The 19934-nt window shown below is 55.5% G+C and carries 18 protein-coding genes; 16 read left to right on the plus strand and 2 right to left on the minus strand.

Features of this window, described 5'->3' with window-relative positions; translation table 11 throughout:
* Positions 1-31 precede the first annotated feature (31 nt).
* The 12 genes from GEOB_RS18920 to GEOB_RS18975 all read left to right on the plus strand — a co-directional run bounded on the left by GEOB_RS18920 (position 32) and on the right by GEOB_RS18975 (position 12364).
* Entirely contained in the window at positions 32-502 is a 471-nt protein-coding gene (locus tag GEOB_RS18920) for a hypothetical protein (protein ID WP_012648860.1), read from the plus strand.
* 169 nt (positions 503-671) lie between these two features.
* Complete coding sequence (locus GEOB_RS18925; protein ID WP_012648861.1) at positions 672-1370, plus strand: lysophospholipid acyltransferase family protein; 699 nt, start codon at positions 672-674, stop codon at positions 1368-1370.
* Position 1371: 1 nt separating this feature from the next.
* Positions 1372-1557: a hypothetical protein gene (locus GEOB_RS18930; protein WP_012648862.1), complete on the plus strand. Its 186-nt coding sequence runs from the start codon at positions 1372-1374 to the stop codon at positions 1555-1557.
* 8 nt (positions 1558-1565) lie between these two features.
* The gene (locus tag GEOB_RS18935; protein WP_012648863.1) at positions 1566-1964 is read left to right on the plus strand and encodes a hypothetical protein; all 399 of its coding nucleotides are present in this window, start codon (positions 1566-1568) and stop codon (positions 1962-1964) included.
* 55 nt (positions 1965-2019) lie between these two features.
* Positions 2020-3696, plus strand: a complete 1677-nt coding sequence (locus GEOB_RS18940; RefSeq protein ID WP_012648864.1) for a ribonuclease J — start codon at positions 2020-2022, stop codon at positions 3694-3696.
* Positions 3697-3774: 78 nt separating this feature from the next.
* Positions 3775-6054 carry a DNA translocase FtsK gene (locus tag GEOB_RS18945; protein WP_012648865.1) on the plus strand — a complete coding sequence of 760 codons (2280 nt, stop codon included), beginning with the start codon at positions 3775-3777 and terminating at the stop codon, positions 6052-6054.
* A 20-nt stretch (positions 6055-6074) separates the two neighbouring features.
* Positions 6075-6641 carry a glycine cleavage system protein R gene (locus tag GEOB_RS18950; protein ID WP_012648866.1) on the plus strand — a complete coding sequence of 189 codons (567 nt, stop codon included), beginning with the start codon at positions 6075-6077 and terminating at the stop codon, positions 6639-6641.
* Positions 6642-6647: 6 nt separating this feature from the next.
* Positions 6648-7154: a peptide deformylase gene (gene def / locus GEOB_RS18955; protein ID WP_012648867.1), complete on the plus strand. Its 507-nt coding sequence runs from the start codon at positions 6648-6650 to the stop codon at positions 7152-7154.
* A 70-nt stretch (positions 7155-7224) separates the two neighbouring features.
* Entirely contained in the window at positions 7225-7944 is a 720-nt protein-coding gene (ccsA, locus tag GEOB_RS18960; protein ID WP_012648868.1) for a cytochrome c biogenesis protein CcsA, read from the plus strand.
* 91 nt (positions 7945-8035) lie between these two features.
* Positions 8036-8737, plus strand: a complete 702-nt coding sequence (locus tag GEOB_RS18965) for a cytochrome c biogenesis protein ResB (RefSeq protein ID WP_012648869.1) — start codon at positions 8036-8038, stop codon at positions 8735-8737.
* Positions 8738-9057: 320 nt separating this feature from the next.
* Positions 9058-9993, plus strand: a complete 936-nt coding sequence (locus GEOB_RS18970) for a substrate-binding domain-containing protein (protein WP_012648870.1) — start codon at positions 9058-9060, stop codon at positions 9991-9993.
* Between the two features lie 7 nt (positions 9994-10000).
* Positions 10001-12364: an ATP-binding protein gene (locus tag GEOB_RS18975; RefSeq protein WP_012648871.1), complete on the plus strand. Its 2364-nt coding sequence runs from the start codon at positions 10001-10003 to the stop codon at positions 12362-12364.
* 61 nt (positions 12365-12425) lie between these two features.
* On the opposite strand, the gene GEOB_RS18980 is transcribed toward GEOB_RS18975, so the two are convergent.
* Positions 12426-13007 carry a peptidylprolyl isomerase gene (locus GEOB_RS18980; protein ID WP_012648872.1) on the minus strand — a complete coding sequence of 194 codons (582 nt, stop codon included), beginning with the start codon at positions 13005-13007 and terminating at the stop codon, positions 12426-12428.
* Positions 13008-13182: 175 nt separating this feature from the next.
* Here GEOB_RS18980 and GEOB_RS18985 point away from each other — a divergent pair, with 175 nt between their 5' ends.
* From GEOB_RS18985 to GEOB_RS19000, 4 genes are all read left to right on the plus strand, one after another.
* Positions 13183-14592, plus strand: coding sequence for a phosphoglucomutase/phosphomannomutase family protein (locus tag GEOB_RS18985; RefSeq protein ID WP_012648873.1), 1410 nt, complete (start codon positions 13183-13185; stop codon positions 14590-14592).
* A gap of 108 nt (positions 14593-14700) precedes the next feature.
* The gene (locus GEOB_RS18990; protein WP_012648874.1) at positions 14701-14901 is read left to right on the plus strand and encodes a cold-shock protein; all 201 of its coding nucleotides are present in this window, start codon (positions 14701-14703) and stop codon (positions 14899-14901) included.
* 137 nt (positions 14902-15038) lie between these two features.
* Positions 15039-17915 (plus strand): excinuclease ABC subunit UvrA, encoded by a 2877-nt coding sequence (gene uvrA / locus GEOB_RS18995; RefSeq protein WP_012648875.1) that lies wholly within the window; start codon positions 15039-15041, stop codon positions 17913-17915.
* Positions 17916-18863: a DMT family transporter gene (locus GEOB_RS19000; RefSeq protein WP_012648876.1), complete on the plus strand. Its 948-nt coding sequence runs from the start codon at positions 17916-17918 to the stop codon at positions 18861-18863.
* Here GEOB_RS19000 and GEOB_RS19005 read toward each other — a convergent pair.
* Positions 18860-19870 carry a DUF3187 family protein gene (locus tag GEOB_RS19005; RefSeq protein WP_012648877.1) on the minus strand — a complete coding sequence of 337 codons (1011 nt, stop codon included), beginning with the start codon at positions 19868-19870 and terminating at the stop codon, positions 18860-18862. The two genes, GEOB_RS19000 and GEOB_RS19005, sit on opposite strands and share 4 nt — an antisense overlap.
* Between the last annotated feature and the right edge of the window lie 64 nt (positions 19871-19934).

The raw sequence follows: 19934 nt of genomic DNA on the forward strand, positions 1-19934 counted from the left end.
ACGGCATAAAACAAGGTCATGGAGATGACAGATGAACTATAGCAAATACCTCCTTGCAAGCCTGTTTCCGTTGGTTGTCACAGCGTGTGCGGCAACTTCCGGGACGATGCTGCAATCTGTTGCAGGTTATCCGTTTCATCACGATGCCTTCGATCTCAAGGTTGCCTGGGGGGTGACGCCAGCAGAAGACGGGGTAGTTATCGCCGGCGTGGTACAGAACGTCAGGTACCTGCAGGTGCGAAATGTCGACATGACCGTGCTGCTCCTTGATCGGGAGAAGAAGGTGCAGTCAAGGGGAAGAAGCTTTCCCAGCCCCGACTGGATCGACCAGGACGAACGTGGCGTGTTTGATCTCCATTTGACAGGTGTTACTCCCGGCAAGGGAGATCTGCTGCAGTTCATAATTAATTACTACGCGATGGACGATGCTTCCAGTTCGTTCTACTGGATCAGCAGCTTTACGGTTGATGCACTGAGCGGCAGGAAAGTGGCAAGCCCTTGAATCATGGAACGGAGATTGAGCCTGTTTAACTGATGCCCCCATGCCTCCCCTGGCCTCACAAAAACAGCAGCAACTTGAGGGAAACGTATCTTGCAGCAAAAGATATTTGATTTGACTCTGCGGATAAAAAACAGTACTTTACCCCGGATATTCACGGAGTCTTTCGTCTATGCTGCGCGCCTATCTTTATCTTCTGTTCTTTGTACCGTTCACCTTATCGTGCAGCATTACCGCCATTGTCGGCACATTATTCGACGCAACCGGCGCCTTTGCCCACAAATGCTCCCGCTTCTGGAGTCGATGGGGTTTAAGCCTTGCCGGGATAAAGATTGAAGTTGAAGGGTTGAAAAATGTCCCCGGCGAAGGGCCGCTGATATTCATGGGCAACCACCAGGGCAACTTCGATATCCTTGCCCTCTCCCTGGCTATTCCCAGGCGGTTTTCCTGGATAGCCAAGAAGGAGCTTTTTGCCATACCGTTGTTCGGCGAAGCCATGCGGCGGGCCGGCTACATTCCCCTGGACAGGAGCGACGGCCGGCGGGCACTGAAGAGCATGAACGCCGCCGCAGACCGCATCAGAAACGGCAGCAGCGTCGTGGTATTTCCCGAAGGAACGCGCACCAAGGACGGCAATCTGCTCCCCTTCAAGCGGGGAGGGTTCCTCCTGGCAGCCAAGGCCGGGGTGCCGATCATCCCCTTCACCATCAACGGCAGCATGAAGATCAATCCCCGCAACCGCATCGAGCTCTATCCCGGCACCCTGCGGATCAGTTTTGCCAGGCCGGTGGCTACTGCCACGGGTCAGGACAAGGACCAGGTGCAGTTGATGGAGCAGGTAAGGCTGGCCATTGCCGCGGGGCTGGAGTGATATGACACCGATTGTTCACTGGATAATGATTGTCGCCGGGCTGGTCGCAATTGGCTGGGGCCTGCAGGCAGCCCACCGTTTGAGATCCCCCTTTGACATCCTCGCGGCTCTGGTCGCCCTTATCGGCCTGATATCCGCTCTCCTGGGGGCACTGCTCGTTGCAGTACCCGGATTTTTTCAGGGATAAGGTGTGTAATGGAAAAAGCTAAAACCATAGCGGTCAACATCGCCGTCATCGCCGTCATCTCGGTCATCCTCCTCTGGGGCAACACCCTCTATCGCCAGCACGTGCAATTCGCCAAGGGAGAGAAGGCACTGGCCGCCGGCGATACCGTTGCCGCCATTGCCGGTTTCGAGTCGGCCATTCACATGTACACGCCGGCAAGCAGCCTGGTAGACAAGGCCGCCGAAAAGCTCTGGAGCATCGGCCAGGAAGCCGAAGGAAGGGGTAATATCCCCAGGGCGCTGATCGCCTACCGTTCCCTGCGCAGTTCCTTTTATGCAGTAAGAGGATTGACTGCTCCCGGCAGTGAGTGGATCAACCGCTGCGAAATAAAAATAGACCAACTACTAAAACAACCTTCAAAGCAGTAAGGGAGCATGCCTTCACAGGGTATCTGCCGCCTGCTGGTAGAAAGCCTGAAACCACATGGAAACACCCATCAGCGACAGCATCGGCCTTAAAATCATTCCCCTCGGCGGTCTCGGCGAGATCGGCCTCAACATGGCCGTTTTCGAATACGGTGATGACATCGTCATCGTCGACTGCGGCCTGATGTTTCCCGAGCCGGATATGCTCGGCATCGATATCGTAATCCCCGACATCACCTATCTCATCGAACGCCTGGACAAAGTGCGGGGCATCCTGCTCACCCACGGCCATGAAGACCATATCGGCGCCCTGCCGTTCGTCCTGCGGCAGCTCAATCCCCCCATTTACGGCACGGCCCTGACCTTGGGCTTTGTCAGGGAAAAGCTAAAGGAATACGAGCTGGACAACAAGGTCGATCTGCGCGTGGTCCGCCCGCGGGATGTGGTCGACCTGGGCGTGTTCAGCGTCGAGTTCATCCGCGTCGCCCACTCCATCGTTGACGGCTGCGGCCTGGCCATCGGCACCCCCGAAGGGGTCGTCATCCATACCGGTGATTTCAAGCTGGACCAGACCCCGGTGGATGGCGAGCTCACCGACTTGGCCACCTTTTCCCGCTATGGAGAGGCGGGAGTCCTGGCTCTGATGGCCGATTCCACCAACGTGGAACGGGAAGGCTACACCCTGTCGGAGAAGCTTGTGGGGGACGCCTTTGACGAGATCTTTCCCCGTTGCCCCCAGCGGGTCATCGTCGCCGCCTTTTCCAGCAATATTCATCGGGTGCAGCAAGTTGTCGAAGCCGCAGCACGCTGTGGCCGCAAGGTACTCCTTAACGGCCGCTCCATGATCGCCAACGTCCAAATTGCCCGAGAGCTGGGTTATCTGCGCATCCCCGACGACCTGCTCATCGACCTGAAGGAGATGAATCGCCTGCCCAAGGAACAGATCTGCATGATCACCACCGGTAGCCAGGGAGAACCCATGAGCGCCCTGACCAGGATTGCCATGGATGATCACAAGCAGATCAAGCTTGAAGAAGGGGACACGGTCATACTCTCCTCCCGTTTTATCCCAGGCAACGAAAAAACCATCTCCGACCTGATCAACCACCTCTACCGGCGCGGCGCCGAAGTTTACCACGAGAAAGTTTCCGAAGTGCACGTTTCCGGCCATGCCAGCCAGGAAGAGCTGAAGCTCCTGCAGAACCTGGTCCGTCCCCGCTACTTTATCCCCGTCCATGGGGAATACCGCCACCTGGTCAAGCACGGCCAGCTGGCCCAGAGGCTCGGCCTGCCCAAGGAGCGCTGCATCCTCGCCGTCAACGGTGACGTTATCGCCTTCAGTAACGGTGAAGGTTGCATTATCGATCGGATCGAAACGGGCCGGGTCTTTGTCGACGGCAAAGGAGTCGGGGATGTGGGGAACGTGGTGCTGAAAGACCGCAAGCATCTTTCCGAGGACGGCATGGTGGTGGTCATCATCGGGATCAATCAGGGGAGCGGCGAGATCATCTATGGCCCCGACATCGTTTCCCGGGGTTTCGTTTTCGAGGACGAAAGCCAGGAATACCTGGATGAAGCCAAAAAGGTTGTCGTCGATACCCTGGCGCTGGTGAACACCGAGGTGCGGGCCGACTGGAGCGAGGTCAAGCTGGAGGTGCGCCGGGTCCTGCGCCGCTTCTTCAACAAGACCATCGAGCGGCGGCCGGTGATCCTGCCGCTGGTTCTGGAAATGTAGGGGCGGCCCCGTGTGGCCGCCCTAAATCAGGCAACCACACGGGGTTGCCCCTACCGTCAAGCAAAAATGTAGAAGGTTATGGACCAACAGAGCGACAAAAAAGAAAAACTTCTCAAGGAAATGAAAGGGATCGGCCTGGGGGCCATGGGGCTGTTCCTGTTCATTGCCCTCGTCTCTTTCAATGGCAGCGATCTTTCCTTCAACAGCTACTCTGCCGTCGGCGAGACCCACAACCTTGGGGGCCGTTTCGGCGCCCAGCTGGCCGATGCCTGTCTGCAGCTTTTCGGCCTTGCCGCTTACGGCATGCCCATTGCCCTCTTCTACATCACCTACCGCATCCTGCGCTATAAAGAAGTGCGCTGGCGCTCCTACAAGTTTGCCGCCTTTTTCATCCTCCTCATCTCCTTAAGCGCCCTCTTCGCCTTCAATCTTGAATTCACCGAATTTCTCGGCCAGAGGGTGCAGACCGGCGGCTGGATCGGCTTCAAGACTGCCGACTTCCTCAAACGTGCCTTCGGCAAGCTGGGAACAATCCTGATCCTCCTGCCGATGCTGGCCGGATCGATCATGGTCCTGTCCCGCTTTTCCTTCATGCTCTTTGCCGACTGGTGGCTGAAATCGATGAAAATCAAGTGGGAACGTCATCGGCAGCGCAAAGCACTGAACAGGGAAATCCTGGACAAGGAAAACAAGCTCGCCCCGGCCGGCGCCCCCGTGATAAAAACGGTCCCTGCTCCTATGCCGGTGCCGGCACCGGTGGCGAAAAAGGAAAAGAAACAGGATGATAAAAAGGCCGCCGCCGTCCAGGAGGCCTTTGAATTCGTCAAGAGCGACGGCAACTACCAGACTCCACCCCTATCCCTGCTGGACATGCCCCAGGTGACGGAAAAGCGCCTGGATAAAGATGCCCTGGCCATGAATGCCAGGCTGCTGGAGAAAAAGCTCAAGGATTTCGGCGTCGAGGGGGAAGTGGTAGAAATCTGTCCCGGGCCGGTCATCACCATGTACGAATTCGCTCCGGGCCCCGGCATCAAGGTGAGTCGAATTGCCGGACTTGCCGATGACCTGTCCATGGCGCTGCAGGCCCTCTCCATCCGCATCGTCGCCCCTATCCCTGGCAAAGGAGTCGTTGGCATCGAACTTCCCAACCGGGACCGGGAGATGGTTTCTCTCAGGGAGATCTTCAACAGCGAGGAGTTCCACCAGCGCAAGATGAAGCTGCCGCTTGCTTTAGGTAAGGATGTCGCCGGCGCACCACTGGTTACCGATCTGGCCAAGATGCCCCACCTGCTTGTTGCCGGCGCCACCGGCTCCGGCAAGTCCGTCGCCATCAACACCATGATTCTCTCCCTCCTCTATACTTCGACCCCCAACGATGTGCGCATCATCATGGTCGATCCGAAGATGCTGGAGCTATCCGTTTATGAGGGGATCCCCCACCTGCTGTTGCCGGTGGTAACAAACCCGAAGAAGGCCTCCCTGGCCTTGAAATGGGCGGTGGAGGAGATGGGACGCCGCTACCGGCTCATGTCCGACAAGGGAGTGCGCAATATCGACTCCTACAATAAGCAGCTGGAGCGGGAAGAAAAGGAGCTTGCGGAAAACCTGGCCAAAGAGACAGTGGTTGTGGAAGAGGTAGAGGAACTTGGTGCAGACGAAGAGGAGGCCATCCAGGCCTTCCTCAACAAAGACGAGGAGCTGGACCACGGTCACCTGCCGTATATTGTCGTCATCGTCGACGAGCTGGCCGACCTGATGATGGTGGCCGGTCGCGAAATCGAAGAATCCATCGCCCGCCTGGCCCAGATGGCCCGCGCCGCAGGTATTCACCTGATTCTCGCCACCCAGCGCCCGTCGGTAGATGTCATCACCGGTTTGATCAAGGCCAATTTCCCTGCCCGTATCTCTTTCCAGGTGTCGAGCAAGATCGACTCCCGCACCATCCTCGACGGCAACGGCGCCGAGTCGCTCCTTGGCGCCGGCGATATGCTGTTCCTCCCTCCCGGCACGTCCAAGATGCAGCGCAGCCACGGCGCTTTCGTCTCTGATGCCGAAGTGCAGCGGGTGGTGGAGTTCCTCAAGAAGCAAGGCAAGCCGGTCTACGAAAAATCGATCCTGGAAATGAGGGCCAGCGACGAAAAAAACGGCGGTGATGAAGAAGAACTCGATCCCCAGTACGATGCCGCCGTCGCCCTGGTGGCCGAGGCAAAGCAGGCATCGATCTCCATGGTCCAGCGACGGTTGAGGATCGGCTACAACCGGGCCGCCCGCATTATCGAAAAGATGGAGCAAGAAGGTATCATCGGCCCCTCAGATGGCACCAGCAGACCACGGGAAGTGTTTATCAACAAGATCTAGATGGTTTGGAGAGTTATCATATGAACGACTGCCGCAAAGACAACCTGGCCCATTTCGCCGTTACCGTCATCAGCAAGGACCGCCCCGGCATCGTCGCCGACATCTCCGAGGTCCTCTACCGCCTGGGCTGCAATCTGGAGGATTCCAGCTGCACCATGCTGGGGGGGGATTTCGCCATCATCCTCATCGTCTCCCACGAGAAGCCCTTCACCAGGGCGCGCCTGAGCGACGAATTCCGCTCTCACTTCGACCGCACCGGCCTCCATGTCCATGTGCGCACCCTCCATGATGATGAGGTCTGCCCGGTCAAGGAAGAGGGAGAGCTTTGCCTGGTCTCGGTCTATGGTTCCGACCAGCCGGGCATAGTCTACCGCGTAACGAGGGAGCTGGCGGACCGCAAAGTCAACATCACCGATCTCAACACCCGCCTCATCGGCACAAAAGAGGAACCGGTCTACGTGCTGATGCTGGAGGCAATCCTGCCACCCGGCATGTCGGTGGAAAACGTGGAGCAGTTGCTGGAAAAACTGAAAAAGGAGCTGAATGTGGAAATCAAGGTGCGCGTCATCACCCCGGTTTCCCTTTAAATACTTATGCCGGGTCAGAAAATACTCCTATATCCCCATCCGGTTCTGAAGAAGCTCTGCCATCCTGTTGGCGCCATAGACGGTGAAATAAAGGGACTTCTGCAGGATCTTCTCGATTGCATGCATGCCGGTCCCGGCTCGGTGGGTGTCGCCGCCCCGCAAATCGGCGTAACGCTCAGGGTCTGCGTCGTGGATGTCTCCAACAGCAGAAACGGTAAAGACAACAATCACGGCCTTTTACAGTTGATCAATCCAGTGATAACCGAACGTAGCGGTGCAGCCATCATGCGCGAAGGATGCATGAGCGTTCCCGATTACACCGGCGATGTGGAACGGGCCACCGAAATTACGGTCCGCTTTACCGATGGGAATGGCATCGAGCGGGAGGTGAAGGCCAGCGGCTTCGAGGCGGTAGCCATTCAGCACGAGATGGACCACCTTGACGGCATGCTCTTTCTCGACCGGATCGCATCCCTGAAGACCGGACTGTTCCGGCGGAAGAACTACAAATAGGACCCCCCTGCTTGCTTAAGCTCGCCCCCCTATTCCATGGGGGGGATTGAGGGGGGTTGGGGACTGATTCATGAAATTGCTTCTCATCGCCGCCATCGTCCTTTACCTGTTCGGCTCCTTCCGCAGGCCTGTCTTCATTGCCGCTCTGACCCTGCAGCTGGTCTATCTCGGTCTCAGGGGCGCCGCTCTTGGCAGGCTGCCGCTCATAGGCCCACAGGATACCTTGACCTTTTTCTCTGCTTCCATCGGCCTCATGGCCATCCCCTTCCTCTATGCCAGGGATCTGCGCTCCTCCTCGACTTTTTCCTGGGGCACCGGCTGCCTGACCGGGCTGTTCGCCCTGATGGCGCTTCCATTCCCCACCCTCAACATGCCGCTGCCCCCGATTCTGAACACCTACTGGTTTGAATTGCATGTGGCACTGGCTTTCTTTGCCTATGCCCTGTTCGGCATTGGGGCGCTGCTGGCAGGAATGTTTCTGCGCTACAGGGAAAAATCCCTGCTGGACCTCCAATATAAAACGGCACTTGTCGGCTACAGTTTCTTCTCCGCCTCCATGGTCTCAGGAGGCATCTGGGGTTATTACGCCTGGGGAACATACTGGCTGTGGACGCCAAAGGAGTTGTGGACCTCCATACTCTGGCTTTTCTACAGCCTCTATCTGCATCTGCGTCTGCAAGGCCCCAGGTGGGAGCGAACAGTCGCCTGGGCTGCCATTATCGGCTTCGGCGTTGCTATCTTTACCTACCTCGGAGTCAGCATGCTGATGAAAAGTTCCCATAGCTTTTAGCAGGCGCCGGATGTGGCGTTGGGGCAACATTCAAAATTCCTCTCAATAAATTTAGCTTATTACCGATATTTAATGCTAACGGAGAAATCTATTGTTCGCCAAAATCTACGCAAAGCTTGCTTCGCTCAGTCTTGGCATCTGGCTGATGGCCGGAGTTATCGTTCTGCTTGCCATTGGCTCCTTCAGCGGTGGCGGTGCCGAATCCGGCTCCATCAACGACATGGCCCTTTTTGCCTGGCTCAAAGGAGCTCCACTTGCCTGGTCCTGGTGGCTCTGGCTTACCATAGCGTTCCTTGCAGTTCTTGTCGTAAACACTCTCCTGTGCAGCATCGAGTCGTTGCGCGGCAAGTTTGGACGGACCAACTTTCTTTCACTTATTGCACCGCAGGTAATGCATGCAGGCTTTCTCTTCATCGTCCTCGCCCACCTCTTTAGTGCTTACGGTGGATTGAAAGGCATTATGCAGGTAAATGACGGCCAGATTATCGGCTTTCCCGATGGCACAGGAGTTGCTGTCACAAACATACGTGGTGAACAGGGCGCCATGGGCATGCTTACCGACTATCGGGCTGAAATCCGCGATAACAGCGGCAACGCCATCGGCGGCATCAGCCCCAACCATCCTTTCTTTTATAAGGAATTCGGCCTGTATATCAAGGATGTGCAGCTCATTCCCCAGCGGATCGCCCTGATCGAGATCCACCGGGAGCCGGGAGCCGGCTTTGCCCTGGCAGGGGCTCTCCTCTTTACGGTTGGGAATCTGGCTCTGCTGGCCACGCGGCGTGGCCGGTAGCAAGCAAGGTGGCCCAGGTTTTCGATAGCTTGTTTGACAGTGACTAATGAACCGTTATTTAGCGGGCACGCCATATTTATAGTTAATTTCCATCCGGAAAGGGTTCTTTTCTGCCCTGGCGGCGTCAATCTGCGGGCTTACTTGTGCGACGTACCGATGTACGTCTCCGCGCAAGCCCTTGATTATCTTGCCAGAACAAAAAATCCCCTCTTTCCGAATCGAAAACCACTAGTTTCTCATCCGGAGTTTCCGGATGGAAATTAGTTAAAGGCTGCACCCGCCTGTTGTAAAACACTTGCCGGTGGAGTTGGAGGTGCCTTATGTCACGCTTTGAACTGTCATTACTGGCAATGTCTCTGTTGGTCTCTCTTACCACGGCCTGCACCTCTCAGGACTCCCCTACCCCGATTAACACCTCCAGGACCGAAGTCGTTCAGCAACGGGACCCAACCCAGGGAAACAGGATCCGCATCGCCCTGGGAGGTATGATTACCCCAAAGGAAGGTCTCGCCTATTATCGTGAATTCCTCGAATATCTGGGCAGACAGATCGGTCAACCGGTTGAATATGTGGATGCAGAAGACTATGCCGAGATAAACAGAAAACTGGAAACCGGCGAACTGGAAGCCGCGTTTGTCTGCAGCGGACCCTATGTTGACGGCAAGGAAAAATTCGGTCTTGAATTCATCGCCGCGCCGCAGGCCTATGGAGAGAAGGTATACTATTCCTATTTCATCGTTCCCTCAAAGAGTCAGGTAACAAGCCTTGACGGCCTCAAGGGAAAATCCTTTGCCTTTACCGACCCCCTTTCCAACAGTGGAAAGCTCGTACCGGAATATACCCTGGCCAGGATGGGGACAACACCTGAGCGTTTCTTCAGTAAGATCTCCTACTCCGGTTCCCACGATAAATCAATCAAGGCTGTTTCCGAAGGTCTGGTTGACGGTGCGGCGGTAGACAGCCTCATCTGGGAATACAAAAATCAGAAATATCCGGAGCAAACGGCAAACACCCGCATCATTTTCAAGTCGAAACCCTATGCACCTCCTCCGTTCGTCGTCCGGCCCGGACTCGATCCGGCCATCAGGGAAAAGCTTCGCCAGGTAATGCTCAATGCCCACAAGTCGCCGGAAGGCAAGGTTATCCTTAGCAAAATGATGATAGACCGTTTTGTCCCTCTCAACGATTCGGCATATGATTCCGTTCGCCAAATCAAGCTCTGGGTAGATAAACCAAAACCAGGCAAACCGAGATAAACACGCCATGAGAACATTAAGCCTCCGCACCAAGATTATCTACCGACTGGCCATCATGAGCCTCTGCTCCATGTCGGTCTTGCTCGTTATCATGCACCGCTATGTGTCACACTCCTTCCGGGCTGACCTGATCAATCGGGGTAAATTTCTCGCCCATACCATCGGCGACCAGAGCGCTACGCCAATCCTGACGCAAAAATTCCTCGCCCTGGGGTTGATGCTTGCCGATGCAAAGGGAGTCAACAAGGACCTGGCATATCTTTTCATAACTGACCGGACAGGCCATGTTATTGCCCACACCTTCGGTGATGCCTTCCCCACGGACCTGAAAAAGGCCACTCACTCTGACAAGAAATCGCTGCACCGCATAAATATGGATGGGCATGATATCTCCGACATTACTTCCCCTATTTTGAGCGGTACCCTCGGCACAATCCATGTGGGTATGTCTGAAGACCGCATCAACAGTGAATTGAAGAAGCTGTTTTACATAGCAGCGACCGTCATAATCGTCTTTTTCCTTACGGCAGCATGGCTATTGTGGCTTTCCCTGGAAAGGATCATCATTCGTCCCATCAAAAACCTGGAATATACCTTCAATAAGGCACAGGAAACCGGCCTGGATGAAGCGGTCACTGTAACTTCCGATGATGAGATCGGCCAGCTGGGCCACTCCTTCAACCAAATGGCGGAACACCTGAGTGTTGTGGACCTGCAGCGTACCAATGTGATTGCCGAGCTGAACGAATCAAATCAGGCACTTGTGCAGATGATCAGCGAAAGGGAGCAGGCTGAAGCACGTCTGGCAGAAAGCGAGGAAAAGCTTCGCCTGATCCTCGATTCAGCCGGGGAAGGGATTTTCGGTATAGATGCTCAAGGCTGCTGCACCTTCTGCAACCTGGCGAGCCTGAGGCTTCTCGGCTATGATAATGCCCAGCAGCTCATCGGCAAAAATGTGCACCAGCATGTTCACCACTCGTCTCAATCCGGCTCCTCTTACCCGGACAAAGACTGCCGCATCTATAAGACCTTTCTTGATGGTGAACAGGTCCATGCCGACGATGAGATGTTCTGGAAAGCGGACCGGACACCCTTTCCCGTTGAATACTGGTCCTACCCACAGATCAAGGATGGTAAGATCATCGGCACGGTCGTCACCTTTGTGGACATTTCCCAGCGCAAGCAGGCTGAGGAAGAGAATAAAAAGCTCCAGCACATGCTCCTGCAAAGCCAGAAATTGGACGCAATGGGTACGCTTGCCGGAGGCATTGCCCATGATTTCAACAATATTCTGGCCGTTATCTGCGGCTATACGGAAATAGCCAGGAAGCGGTGCGGTGACAATGTGAAACTGGCTGACAATTTACAGCAGATCATGATCGCTTCGGACCGTGCCAGGGAGCTGGTAAAACAGATCCTCACCTTCAGCCGCAAGAGTGAAATCTGCCAGCAGCCACTTCAATTGAGCCCCCTCATAAAAGAGACCCTCAAGCTTATCCGCTCCTCCATACCCGCAACCATTGAAATCAAGCAGCAACTGGATGTAGACGCTGTTGCCCTTGCAGATCCCACCCAGATCCACCAGGTAGTGATGAATCTCTGCGCCAATGCCTATCATGCCATGGCGAAGCATGGCGGCATTCTCGCTGTTTCCTTGAAGAAATCCCAATTCAGGGATGCGTTGCAGACCCTTGGCCAGGGCATACCCCAAGGGGATTATGCTGTCATCGAGGTAAGCGATACCGGTTGCGGCATGGACGAAGAGACCAGGCAGAAGATTTTCGAACCATATTTTTCCACTAAAGGAAAGGGAAAGGGCTCCGGCCTGGGTCTCGCCGTCGTTCACGGCATTGTCAAGTCCCATGGGGGCAAGATAACCGTTTACAGCGAACCGGGGGCGGGTTCAACCTTTCGCGTTTACCTGCCGCTTATTGCCGGTCCTGTGAAGATTGAACCGACGGGCAATGAAAAGGCAGTCGGCGCAGGCAATGGAGAACTCATTGTTTTTGTCGATGATGAACAGCAGATCAGGGAGATGGCAAGGGAGTTCCTGACCGAACAAGGGTATCTGGTCGAGCTTTACAGCGATGGAGTCCATGCACTGGCAGGAATCAAAGACAACCCGTCAGCCTGCAGCCTGCTCGTTACAGACATGGCGATGCCAGGCATGAGCGGCAAGGATCTGGCCCATGAGGTACTCCGCCTCCGGCCGGACCTGCCTATAATTCTCTGCACCGGTTACAGCGAGCTGATCAACGGGGAATCGGCAAAGTACGCCGGAATCAGGGAATATCTGCAGAAACCTGTACCCATGAAAATACTGTGCGAGAAAATCAGGTGGCTGCTGGATGAAACTGCAGTTCAGGTCTAAAGAAAAAAGGGGCCGCCAGATAATGGCTGCCCCTTTTTAGTTGTGGTGCTGTTATATCTCTTTATTTGACCAGCTTCATGGATTTTATGACGACCGTTGTTTCTGGTACGTCGGCGAAGCCTTTCTGCGTGCCGGTTTTCACTGCCGCTATCTTGTCCACCACGTCCATCCCTTCAATTACTTTGCCGAAAACTGCATAGCCAAAACCACGGGGCGTATTGTCCGTGTGATTGAGGAAGCCGTTGTTCACCACGTTGATGAAAAACTGGGAGGTGGCTGAGTCGACCATCATGGTGCGGGCCATGGCCAGGGTGCCCCGGTCATTTTTCAAACCGTTGCCGGCCTCATTCTTGATCGGCGCCTTGCCGGATTTCATCTTCAAGCCCTCGGTAAACCCTCCCCCCTGGATCATGAAGTTGGGAATGACCCGGTGGAAGATGGTACCGTTGTAATAACCATCGTTGGTGTAATCCAGGAAGTTCTTGACACTGATGGGAGCCTCCTTCTGGAAAAGCTCCATTTTTACCGTTCCCAGATTCGTCTCCATTACCACCACCGGATTTTTTCCTTTGGTGTCTGCCGCCCCAGCCGTTGCCGACAGGCAGAGCCCCATGAGAATTGCGACTGCAAGTTTCCTCAGCATGTTTATCTTACCTCCTTGGAATTTTGGTCATGGTTTTATATAAGCCAATCTTGCCACCGGGTCAACAGTTGTTAATCTGTAAAAGATAAGTTAAAGATTGACATATCCTATACAGATGACGAAAATAACCGGCTGTTAAGCAGCTGTAATGATCATGCCGATTCAGGAGGAAGAGTTGCAGATAAAATTCGGAACCGACGGGTGGCGCGGAGTAATTGCCAGGGAATTTACCTTCGAAAACCTTTCGCTTGTGGCTCAGACGACCATGGATTACCTGCACCGGGAAAACCTGGCCGGCAAAGGGCTCGTCATTGGCTATGACAGGCGTTTTCTATCACGAGAGTTTGCCGAGCGGGTGGCAGAGATTGCTGCTGGCAACGGCATTACGACGTGGCTGACCGACGGCTATGCCCCGACCCCGGCAGTGTCCTGGGCCGTACATGAACGGCAGGCCGGTGCCGGGATCATGATTACCGCCAGCCATAATCCTGCCATATATAATGGCTTCAAGGTCAAGGAATCCTTTGGCGGTTCGGCCCGCCCTTCCACAACCAAGGTGCTGGAAGAGATGGTAGCTGCCAATAAGGCCGACAACCGGGCTGTTGTTTCACAACCACTGGCAGAGGCGATCAACAGCGGCAAGGTAACCCTTGTCAATGCCAGAGAGCCCTACTTCCGGCAACTTTCCCGCTACGTCGACCTGGAGGCAATCCGCAAGGCGGACATAAAGGCGGTTGTCGACCCCATGTACGGCGCCGGCACCGGCTTTATCCCCGAGCTCCTGCCGGGAATCGCCGAGATACACACCCTGGATAACCCCTCTTTCGGCGGGCAGCCACCGGAGCCCATTGAGGAACACCTGCAGGAACTTTCACTTCTGGTGAAGAGCGGTCTCTACAGGGTCGGCTTGGCCCTGGACGGCGATGCGGACCGCATCGGCGCCGTTGATGAGACCGGTGAGTTTTTCTCATCCCATCGGATATTTACCGTTCTCCTGCGCCACCTTTATGAACGGAAAGGTCTCCGGGGCGGCGTGGTGAAGACTGTTTCCACGACCCGCATGATCGACCTGCTGGCGGAAAAGTATGGCCTGACCCTCCAGGAGACACCCATCGGTTTCAAGCACATCTGCGAGCTGATGCTGGGAAACGACATCCTCATGGGGGGCGAAGAGTCCGGCGGACTCGGCGTCAAGGGACATATACCCGAACGTGACGGCATTCTCATGGGGCTGCTGCTGCTTGAGGCAATGGCCATGAGCGGCAAGGGACTGCGTCAGCTGCTGGATGAGACCATGGATGAGATCGGCCACTTCTACTACCAGCGTATCGATGCACCTATCGACAACGCTGCCAAGGAACGCCTCATCGACAAGTTGAAGGCCGGAGGAATAAAAGCGATTGCCTCCAGACCGGTTGCCGCCGAAAATTTCAAGGACGGCTTCAAATATATTTTTGCCGACGGCTCTTGGCTTCTGATCCGGCCATCCGGCACAGAACCTGTTCTGCGGCTTTATAGCGAGTCCAATGATCCCGGTATTGTCCGGGAACTTCTGGCAGCAGGACGGGAAATTGCCGGCATTTGATCATGAATAAAAAGCTTGACATGATTTTGCGAAACTCGTAATCTCGTCTGACGTTCAGAGGTCTTAACCCCTGAATAAAATTAACACAGCAGTAGGAGAAAGTACGAAATGGCAAATGGTACAGTAAAATGGTTCAATGACAGCAAGGGTTTTGGTTTTATCGAGCAGGATAATGGTGAGGATGTATTCGTGCATTTCTCCGCGATCATGGGCGATGGTTTCAAATCTCTGACAGAAGGCGAAGCAGTTACATTCGAAGTACAGAAAGGCCCGAAAGGTCTGCAGGCAGCGAACGTCGTCAGAGGTTAAACAACAATCTTCAAACGACCAAAAGCCCCGGAGCGATCCGGGGCTTTTTTTTTACCACCGTCGGTGCCTGGCCAGGCTGGTCACTCCTGCCTGCTGCGGTATTATTATTAATATGTAATAGTTGTGGAGCATAACCAATGGCTACTGACAAGATCGTTATCAAGGGCGCTTGCGAGCATAATCTCAAGTGCATTGATGTGGAAATACCCCGTGACCAGCTCGTTGTCATTACCGGCATCTCCGGTTCCGGCAAGTCGACCCTGGCGTTCGACACCATTTATGCTGAAGGGCAACGGCGCTATGTTGAATCACTTTCAGCCTATGCCCGACAATTCCTGGAACAGATGGAAAAACCGGATGTCGAATCCATCGAAGGCTTGAGCCCGGCCATCTCCATCGAACAGAAAACCACCAGCAAGAATCCCCGGTCCACCGTCGGCACGGTCACGGAAATCTATGACTACCTGCGCCTGCTTTTTGCCCGGGTCGGCAAGCCCCACTGTTACAACTGCGGCAAGGAGATAGCCGCCCAGACGGTGAGCCAGATGGTCGACCAGATCATGACGCTTCCTGCCGGAACCAAAATCAATCTGCTCTCCCCCATGATCCGCGGCCGCAAAGGGGAGTACCGCAAAGAACTGTCCCAGTTGAGCAAAGACGGTTTTGCCCGGGTGATCATCGATAATGTTCCTTATGACCTTGCCGATGAGATCGCCCTGGACAAGAACAAGAAGCATGACATCGATATCGTCGTCGACCGGCTGGTGATAAAGGAGGGTATCCAGCGCCGGCTCGCCGATTCACTTGCTACAGCCCTCAATCACGCGGAGGGAATAGTCAAGGTCGCCGTTCAGGAGTACCCCCCTGTTGCATCGGAAGAGCCTGCCGGGAAAAAGCCGAAAAAGGAAAAATCCCTCTGGCAGGACGTTATGCTTTTTTCAGAAAGCTTCGCCTGCATCGACTGTGGCATCTCCTATCCGGAGATGACCCCGCGCATGTTCTCCTTCAACAACCCGTATGGTGCCTGCCCTGACTGTACCGGTCTCGGTACCCGCATGTATTTCGATGCCGAACTGGTTATCCCCAATCCGGATCTTTCCATCCGGGAAGGGGCTATCGCACCATGGGAAAAGAGGCTCTCCGGCTGGTACCACCTGACCCTGGAGGCCCTGGCCAAAGCCTATAAGTTTGACATTCGCACCCCCTTCCGAAAATTGTCCGCCAAGGCTCAGGACATCATCCTCAATGGATCAAAAGGCGAAAAGGTTGAATTCTGGTGGGAGGAGGACGGCGGCCGCAAGCATACCTACCACAAGGAGTTCGAGGGAGTGCTGAACAACCTGGAGCGGCGCTACCGGGAAAGCGAATCGGACCTGGTGCGGGAAGAACTGGAAAAATACATGAATGTCATGCCCTGCCCCACCTGCCAGGGAGCGCGGCTGAAGAAGGAAGCGCTGTTCGTCAGGATTGATGGCCACAACATCTGCGATGTCACCGCCCTTTCCATCAAGGATGCCCTGGAGTTTTTCGCCACCCTGCACCTGAGCCCCAAGGAAGAGGAGATTGCCCGCCGCATTTTCAAGGAGATCAGGGAACGACTCCATTTCCTCGTCAACGTCGGCCTCGATTACCTCTCCCTTGACCGCTCTTCCGGCACCCTTTCAGGAGGTGAAGGGCAGCGCATCAGGCTCGCTACCCAGATCGGCTCCAGCCTTGTCGGAGTCCTCTACATCCTCGATGAACCTTCCATTGGCCTGCATCAACGGGACAACGCCCGGCTGCTTCAAACCCTGAAGCACATGCGCGACCTGGGCAATACGGTACTGGTGGTGGAGCATGACGAGGAGACGATCCTGGAAGCCGATCACGTCATCGACATGGGGCCTGGAGCGGGCATCCACGGCGGACGGGTGGTCGCCCAGGGAACGCCGGCCGAGATCATGGAGAATCCGCAGTCTTTGACCGGCAAATACCTGTCCGGAAAACTTATCATAGAAGTGCCAAAAGAGCGGCGCAAGGCGTCCAAATTCCTCAGCATCATCGGCGCCAGCGAGAATAATCTGAACGAGGTGGAGGTGGACATACCGCTGGGGGTTCTTACCTGCGTTACCGGTGTCTCCGGTTCGGGCAAGTCGACCCTGGTCATCGATACCCTGTACAAAGTCCTTTGCCAACGGCTCTACCGGAGCCGTGAAAAGGCGGGTGCCGTTAAGGAGATCCAAGGACTTGAGGCCCTGGACAAGGTGATCAACATCGATCAATCCCCCATCGGCCGGACGCCACGTTCCAATCCGGCCACCTACACCGGGGTTTTCGCCGATATCCGCGATATCTTCGCCCAACTGCCGGAATCAAAGGTCAGGGGTTACAAGCCGGGGCGCTATTCCTTCAACGTTAAGGGGGGGCGCTGTGAGGCCTGCTCCGGGGACGGCATCATCAAGATCGAAATGCACTTCCTTCCCGATGTCTATGTCCAGTGCGAGGTCTGCAAGGGTGCCCGCTACAACCGCGAGACACTGGAGGTACTCTACAAGGGAAGATCCATTGCTGACGTGCTGGACATGACCGTCTCCCAGGCGCTGCAGTTCATGGAGCATATTCCCAGGATCAAGAACAAGCTGAAGACCCTGGAGGAAGTGGGGCTGGGCTATATCAGGCTGGGCCAAGCCGCCACCACCCTTTCCGGGGGCGAGGCGCAGCGGGTCAAACTTGCCAAGGAGCTGTCGAAGCGTGCCACCGGCAGGACCATCTATATCCTGGACGAACCAACCACCGGCCTCCACTTCGCCGATATTCACAAGCTGCTGGAAGTGCTGCACAAGCTGGTGGAAGGGGGAAACACCATCGTCATCATCGAGCACAACCTGGACGTCATCAAGACCGCCGACCACATCATCGATATTGGCCCGGAAGGGGGAGACCGGGGTGGCAAGATCGTCGCCACCGGTACGCCGGAGGAAGTGGCAAAGGTAACCGGTTCCTATACTGGGATGTTTTTAAGGAAATTGCTGTAAATGAATGAATTCAGCGTAAAATTGGATAGTGAAACCCGCCGGGCTACGCCATGGCTGATTCTCACCACCTTCCTCTGGGGTGGCAGCTTTGTCTTCAACAAGATCGGCTTCAGGGAAATCCCCCCCGTCACCTTTCTGTTCCTTCGTTTTCTGTTGGCTGCGGTTATGATGGCCCTGGTCTGCCTTCCCAGGCTCAAGAAGATCAACCGCGACATTGTCAGGCGAGGAGCCATGGTGGGGATAGCCCTTACTGCCGCAAATCTCTCCTTTGTCATCGGAGTCAGCGGCACCAGCGCCACCAGAGCCGGTTTTCTCAACAATCTGTTCGTACTTGTGGTACCGCTTTTATGTTACCTCATCTGGCGTGACAAGGTTGACCGGCTGACCTTTGCCGGCCTCTGCCTGGCCGTATCCGGCATAATTGCCCTCGCTGCCGGCGGCGGCTTCAGCAGGGGAGATATCTTCTCCACAATCTGCGCCCTTTTCATCGCCCTTCACATCATTTCCGTGTCCAAGGTCCTCCGCAGCAATGACGACGTCTACCTCATCACCCTGTTCCAATTTATCACCGTCACCATACTCGGCGGCTTGCTGGTTCTGATCCTCCCACAGCCTGAGTTTCACATGGGGCCCGTGTCCGCCGGTGCATTGTTTTACTGTGCGCTATTTCCCACCGTCATTTGTTTTACCGTTCAGAATACCTTTCAGCGCTTCACCACACCCACCAGGGCCAGTCTTATTTATACGCTGGACCCGGTCTGGAGCATGCTGGGAGGGTTTGCGCTGCTCGGGGAGCGGTTGGGGGTGTGGGAAGCGCTGGGCTGTGTCCTTATTTTCAGCTCGGTGGTGATGCCCCTGACGGTCAAGCTGGTGGCGGAACGGCGGGCGCTGCGGCTCTATCTGAATCAGGAGCGGCAGACGGAAGAAGCTGAAGCGTCCGGCAGTTAAAATCTCCTGGTAAGGGCCAGATGGAGGGCCACATCAGGGGAGGTATAGACCGCCAAGTCTTCGGAAACGCCGATATCGAGGAAGGTCGTGGGGGAAAAGGCGATGGTCCCCCCCATGATCAGCTGTACTGCACTGTCCCCCAGCTCGGGAAGGCTGCTGTCGCCATAGAAGGGAGTGTGGGCGGAAAGCTGGGTTTTAAAAGCAATGACATCGGCAGGACTCCAGCCGATGCCGATCGTACCGAAACCGACCAGGTTATTCTGCTGCTCCTTCAGTACCTTGCCATCGGTCATGGCCATCCCCCCTGCAGCGCCGAAGATGGTCCAGTGTCCCCATTTTTCCAAGGCATTATCGCGGCTGCCGGTTATCCAGATGGCCAGATCGGTGCTGCCGCTGCCGTGAAGCTTGGCACTGCTGCCAGTGGGGATTTTCAGGCTGGTGCGGAGCGTCGCCGCGCCGGGGCCATTCCCATAGATCTGATATGCCGCCGACAGCCGCACGTCGCCAATGCCGAAACTGGAATCATCCACCCTGAGCCGCTCCACCCCGTCCTTCTCATAGCTGTAGAGAAGCCGGTTACGCGGTGCCTCCTTGCGTCCCCCTTGGGGAAGACCGAAGAAATCGTGCCACCCCTCGATGAAACCGTCGGAAATGCCGCCCCCATGGCCGATCAGCGGCACATCCAGCCCCACCTCCACCCCCTGTGCCGCTCCGTAGCGTAGGGCAACAGTTGTCCGTTCACTCTCTCCATCAAGGAGTATTCCTTCTCGGGTCGCCACATCTATGGACTTGGCATAATTGGAGGCCATGTCTTGGGCAATGGTCACTTCGGCACGACCGGAAGCAGCAATAACGGCATTCCCTGCGGCAGGAAGGCCAAATATCTGTACCAAGGGGCTTTGATTCTGGGTGTAGAAGGGAGTTATTTCGACAGCTGGGGCCTCATCCGCCCCCAAAAAGACAAGACAACCAAAGGCAAGCACAGGGAGCAGGCGATTTTTTTTCATGGAGACCTTTGCATGCTACTGCAGCCCTGACCGCACGCATCAGGGCTGCAGCGAAGAAATCTGC

Source organism: Geotalea daltonii FRC-32 (assembly GCF_000022265.1).
Lineage (GTDB): Bacteria > Desulfobacterota > Desulfuromonadia > Geobacterales > Geobacteraceae > Geotalea > Geotalea daltonii.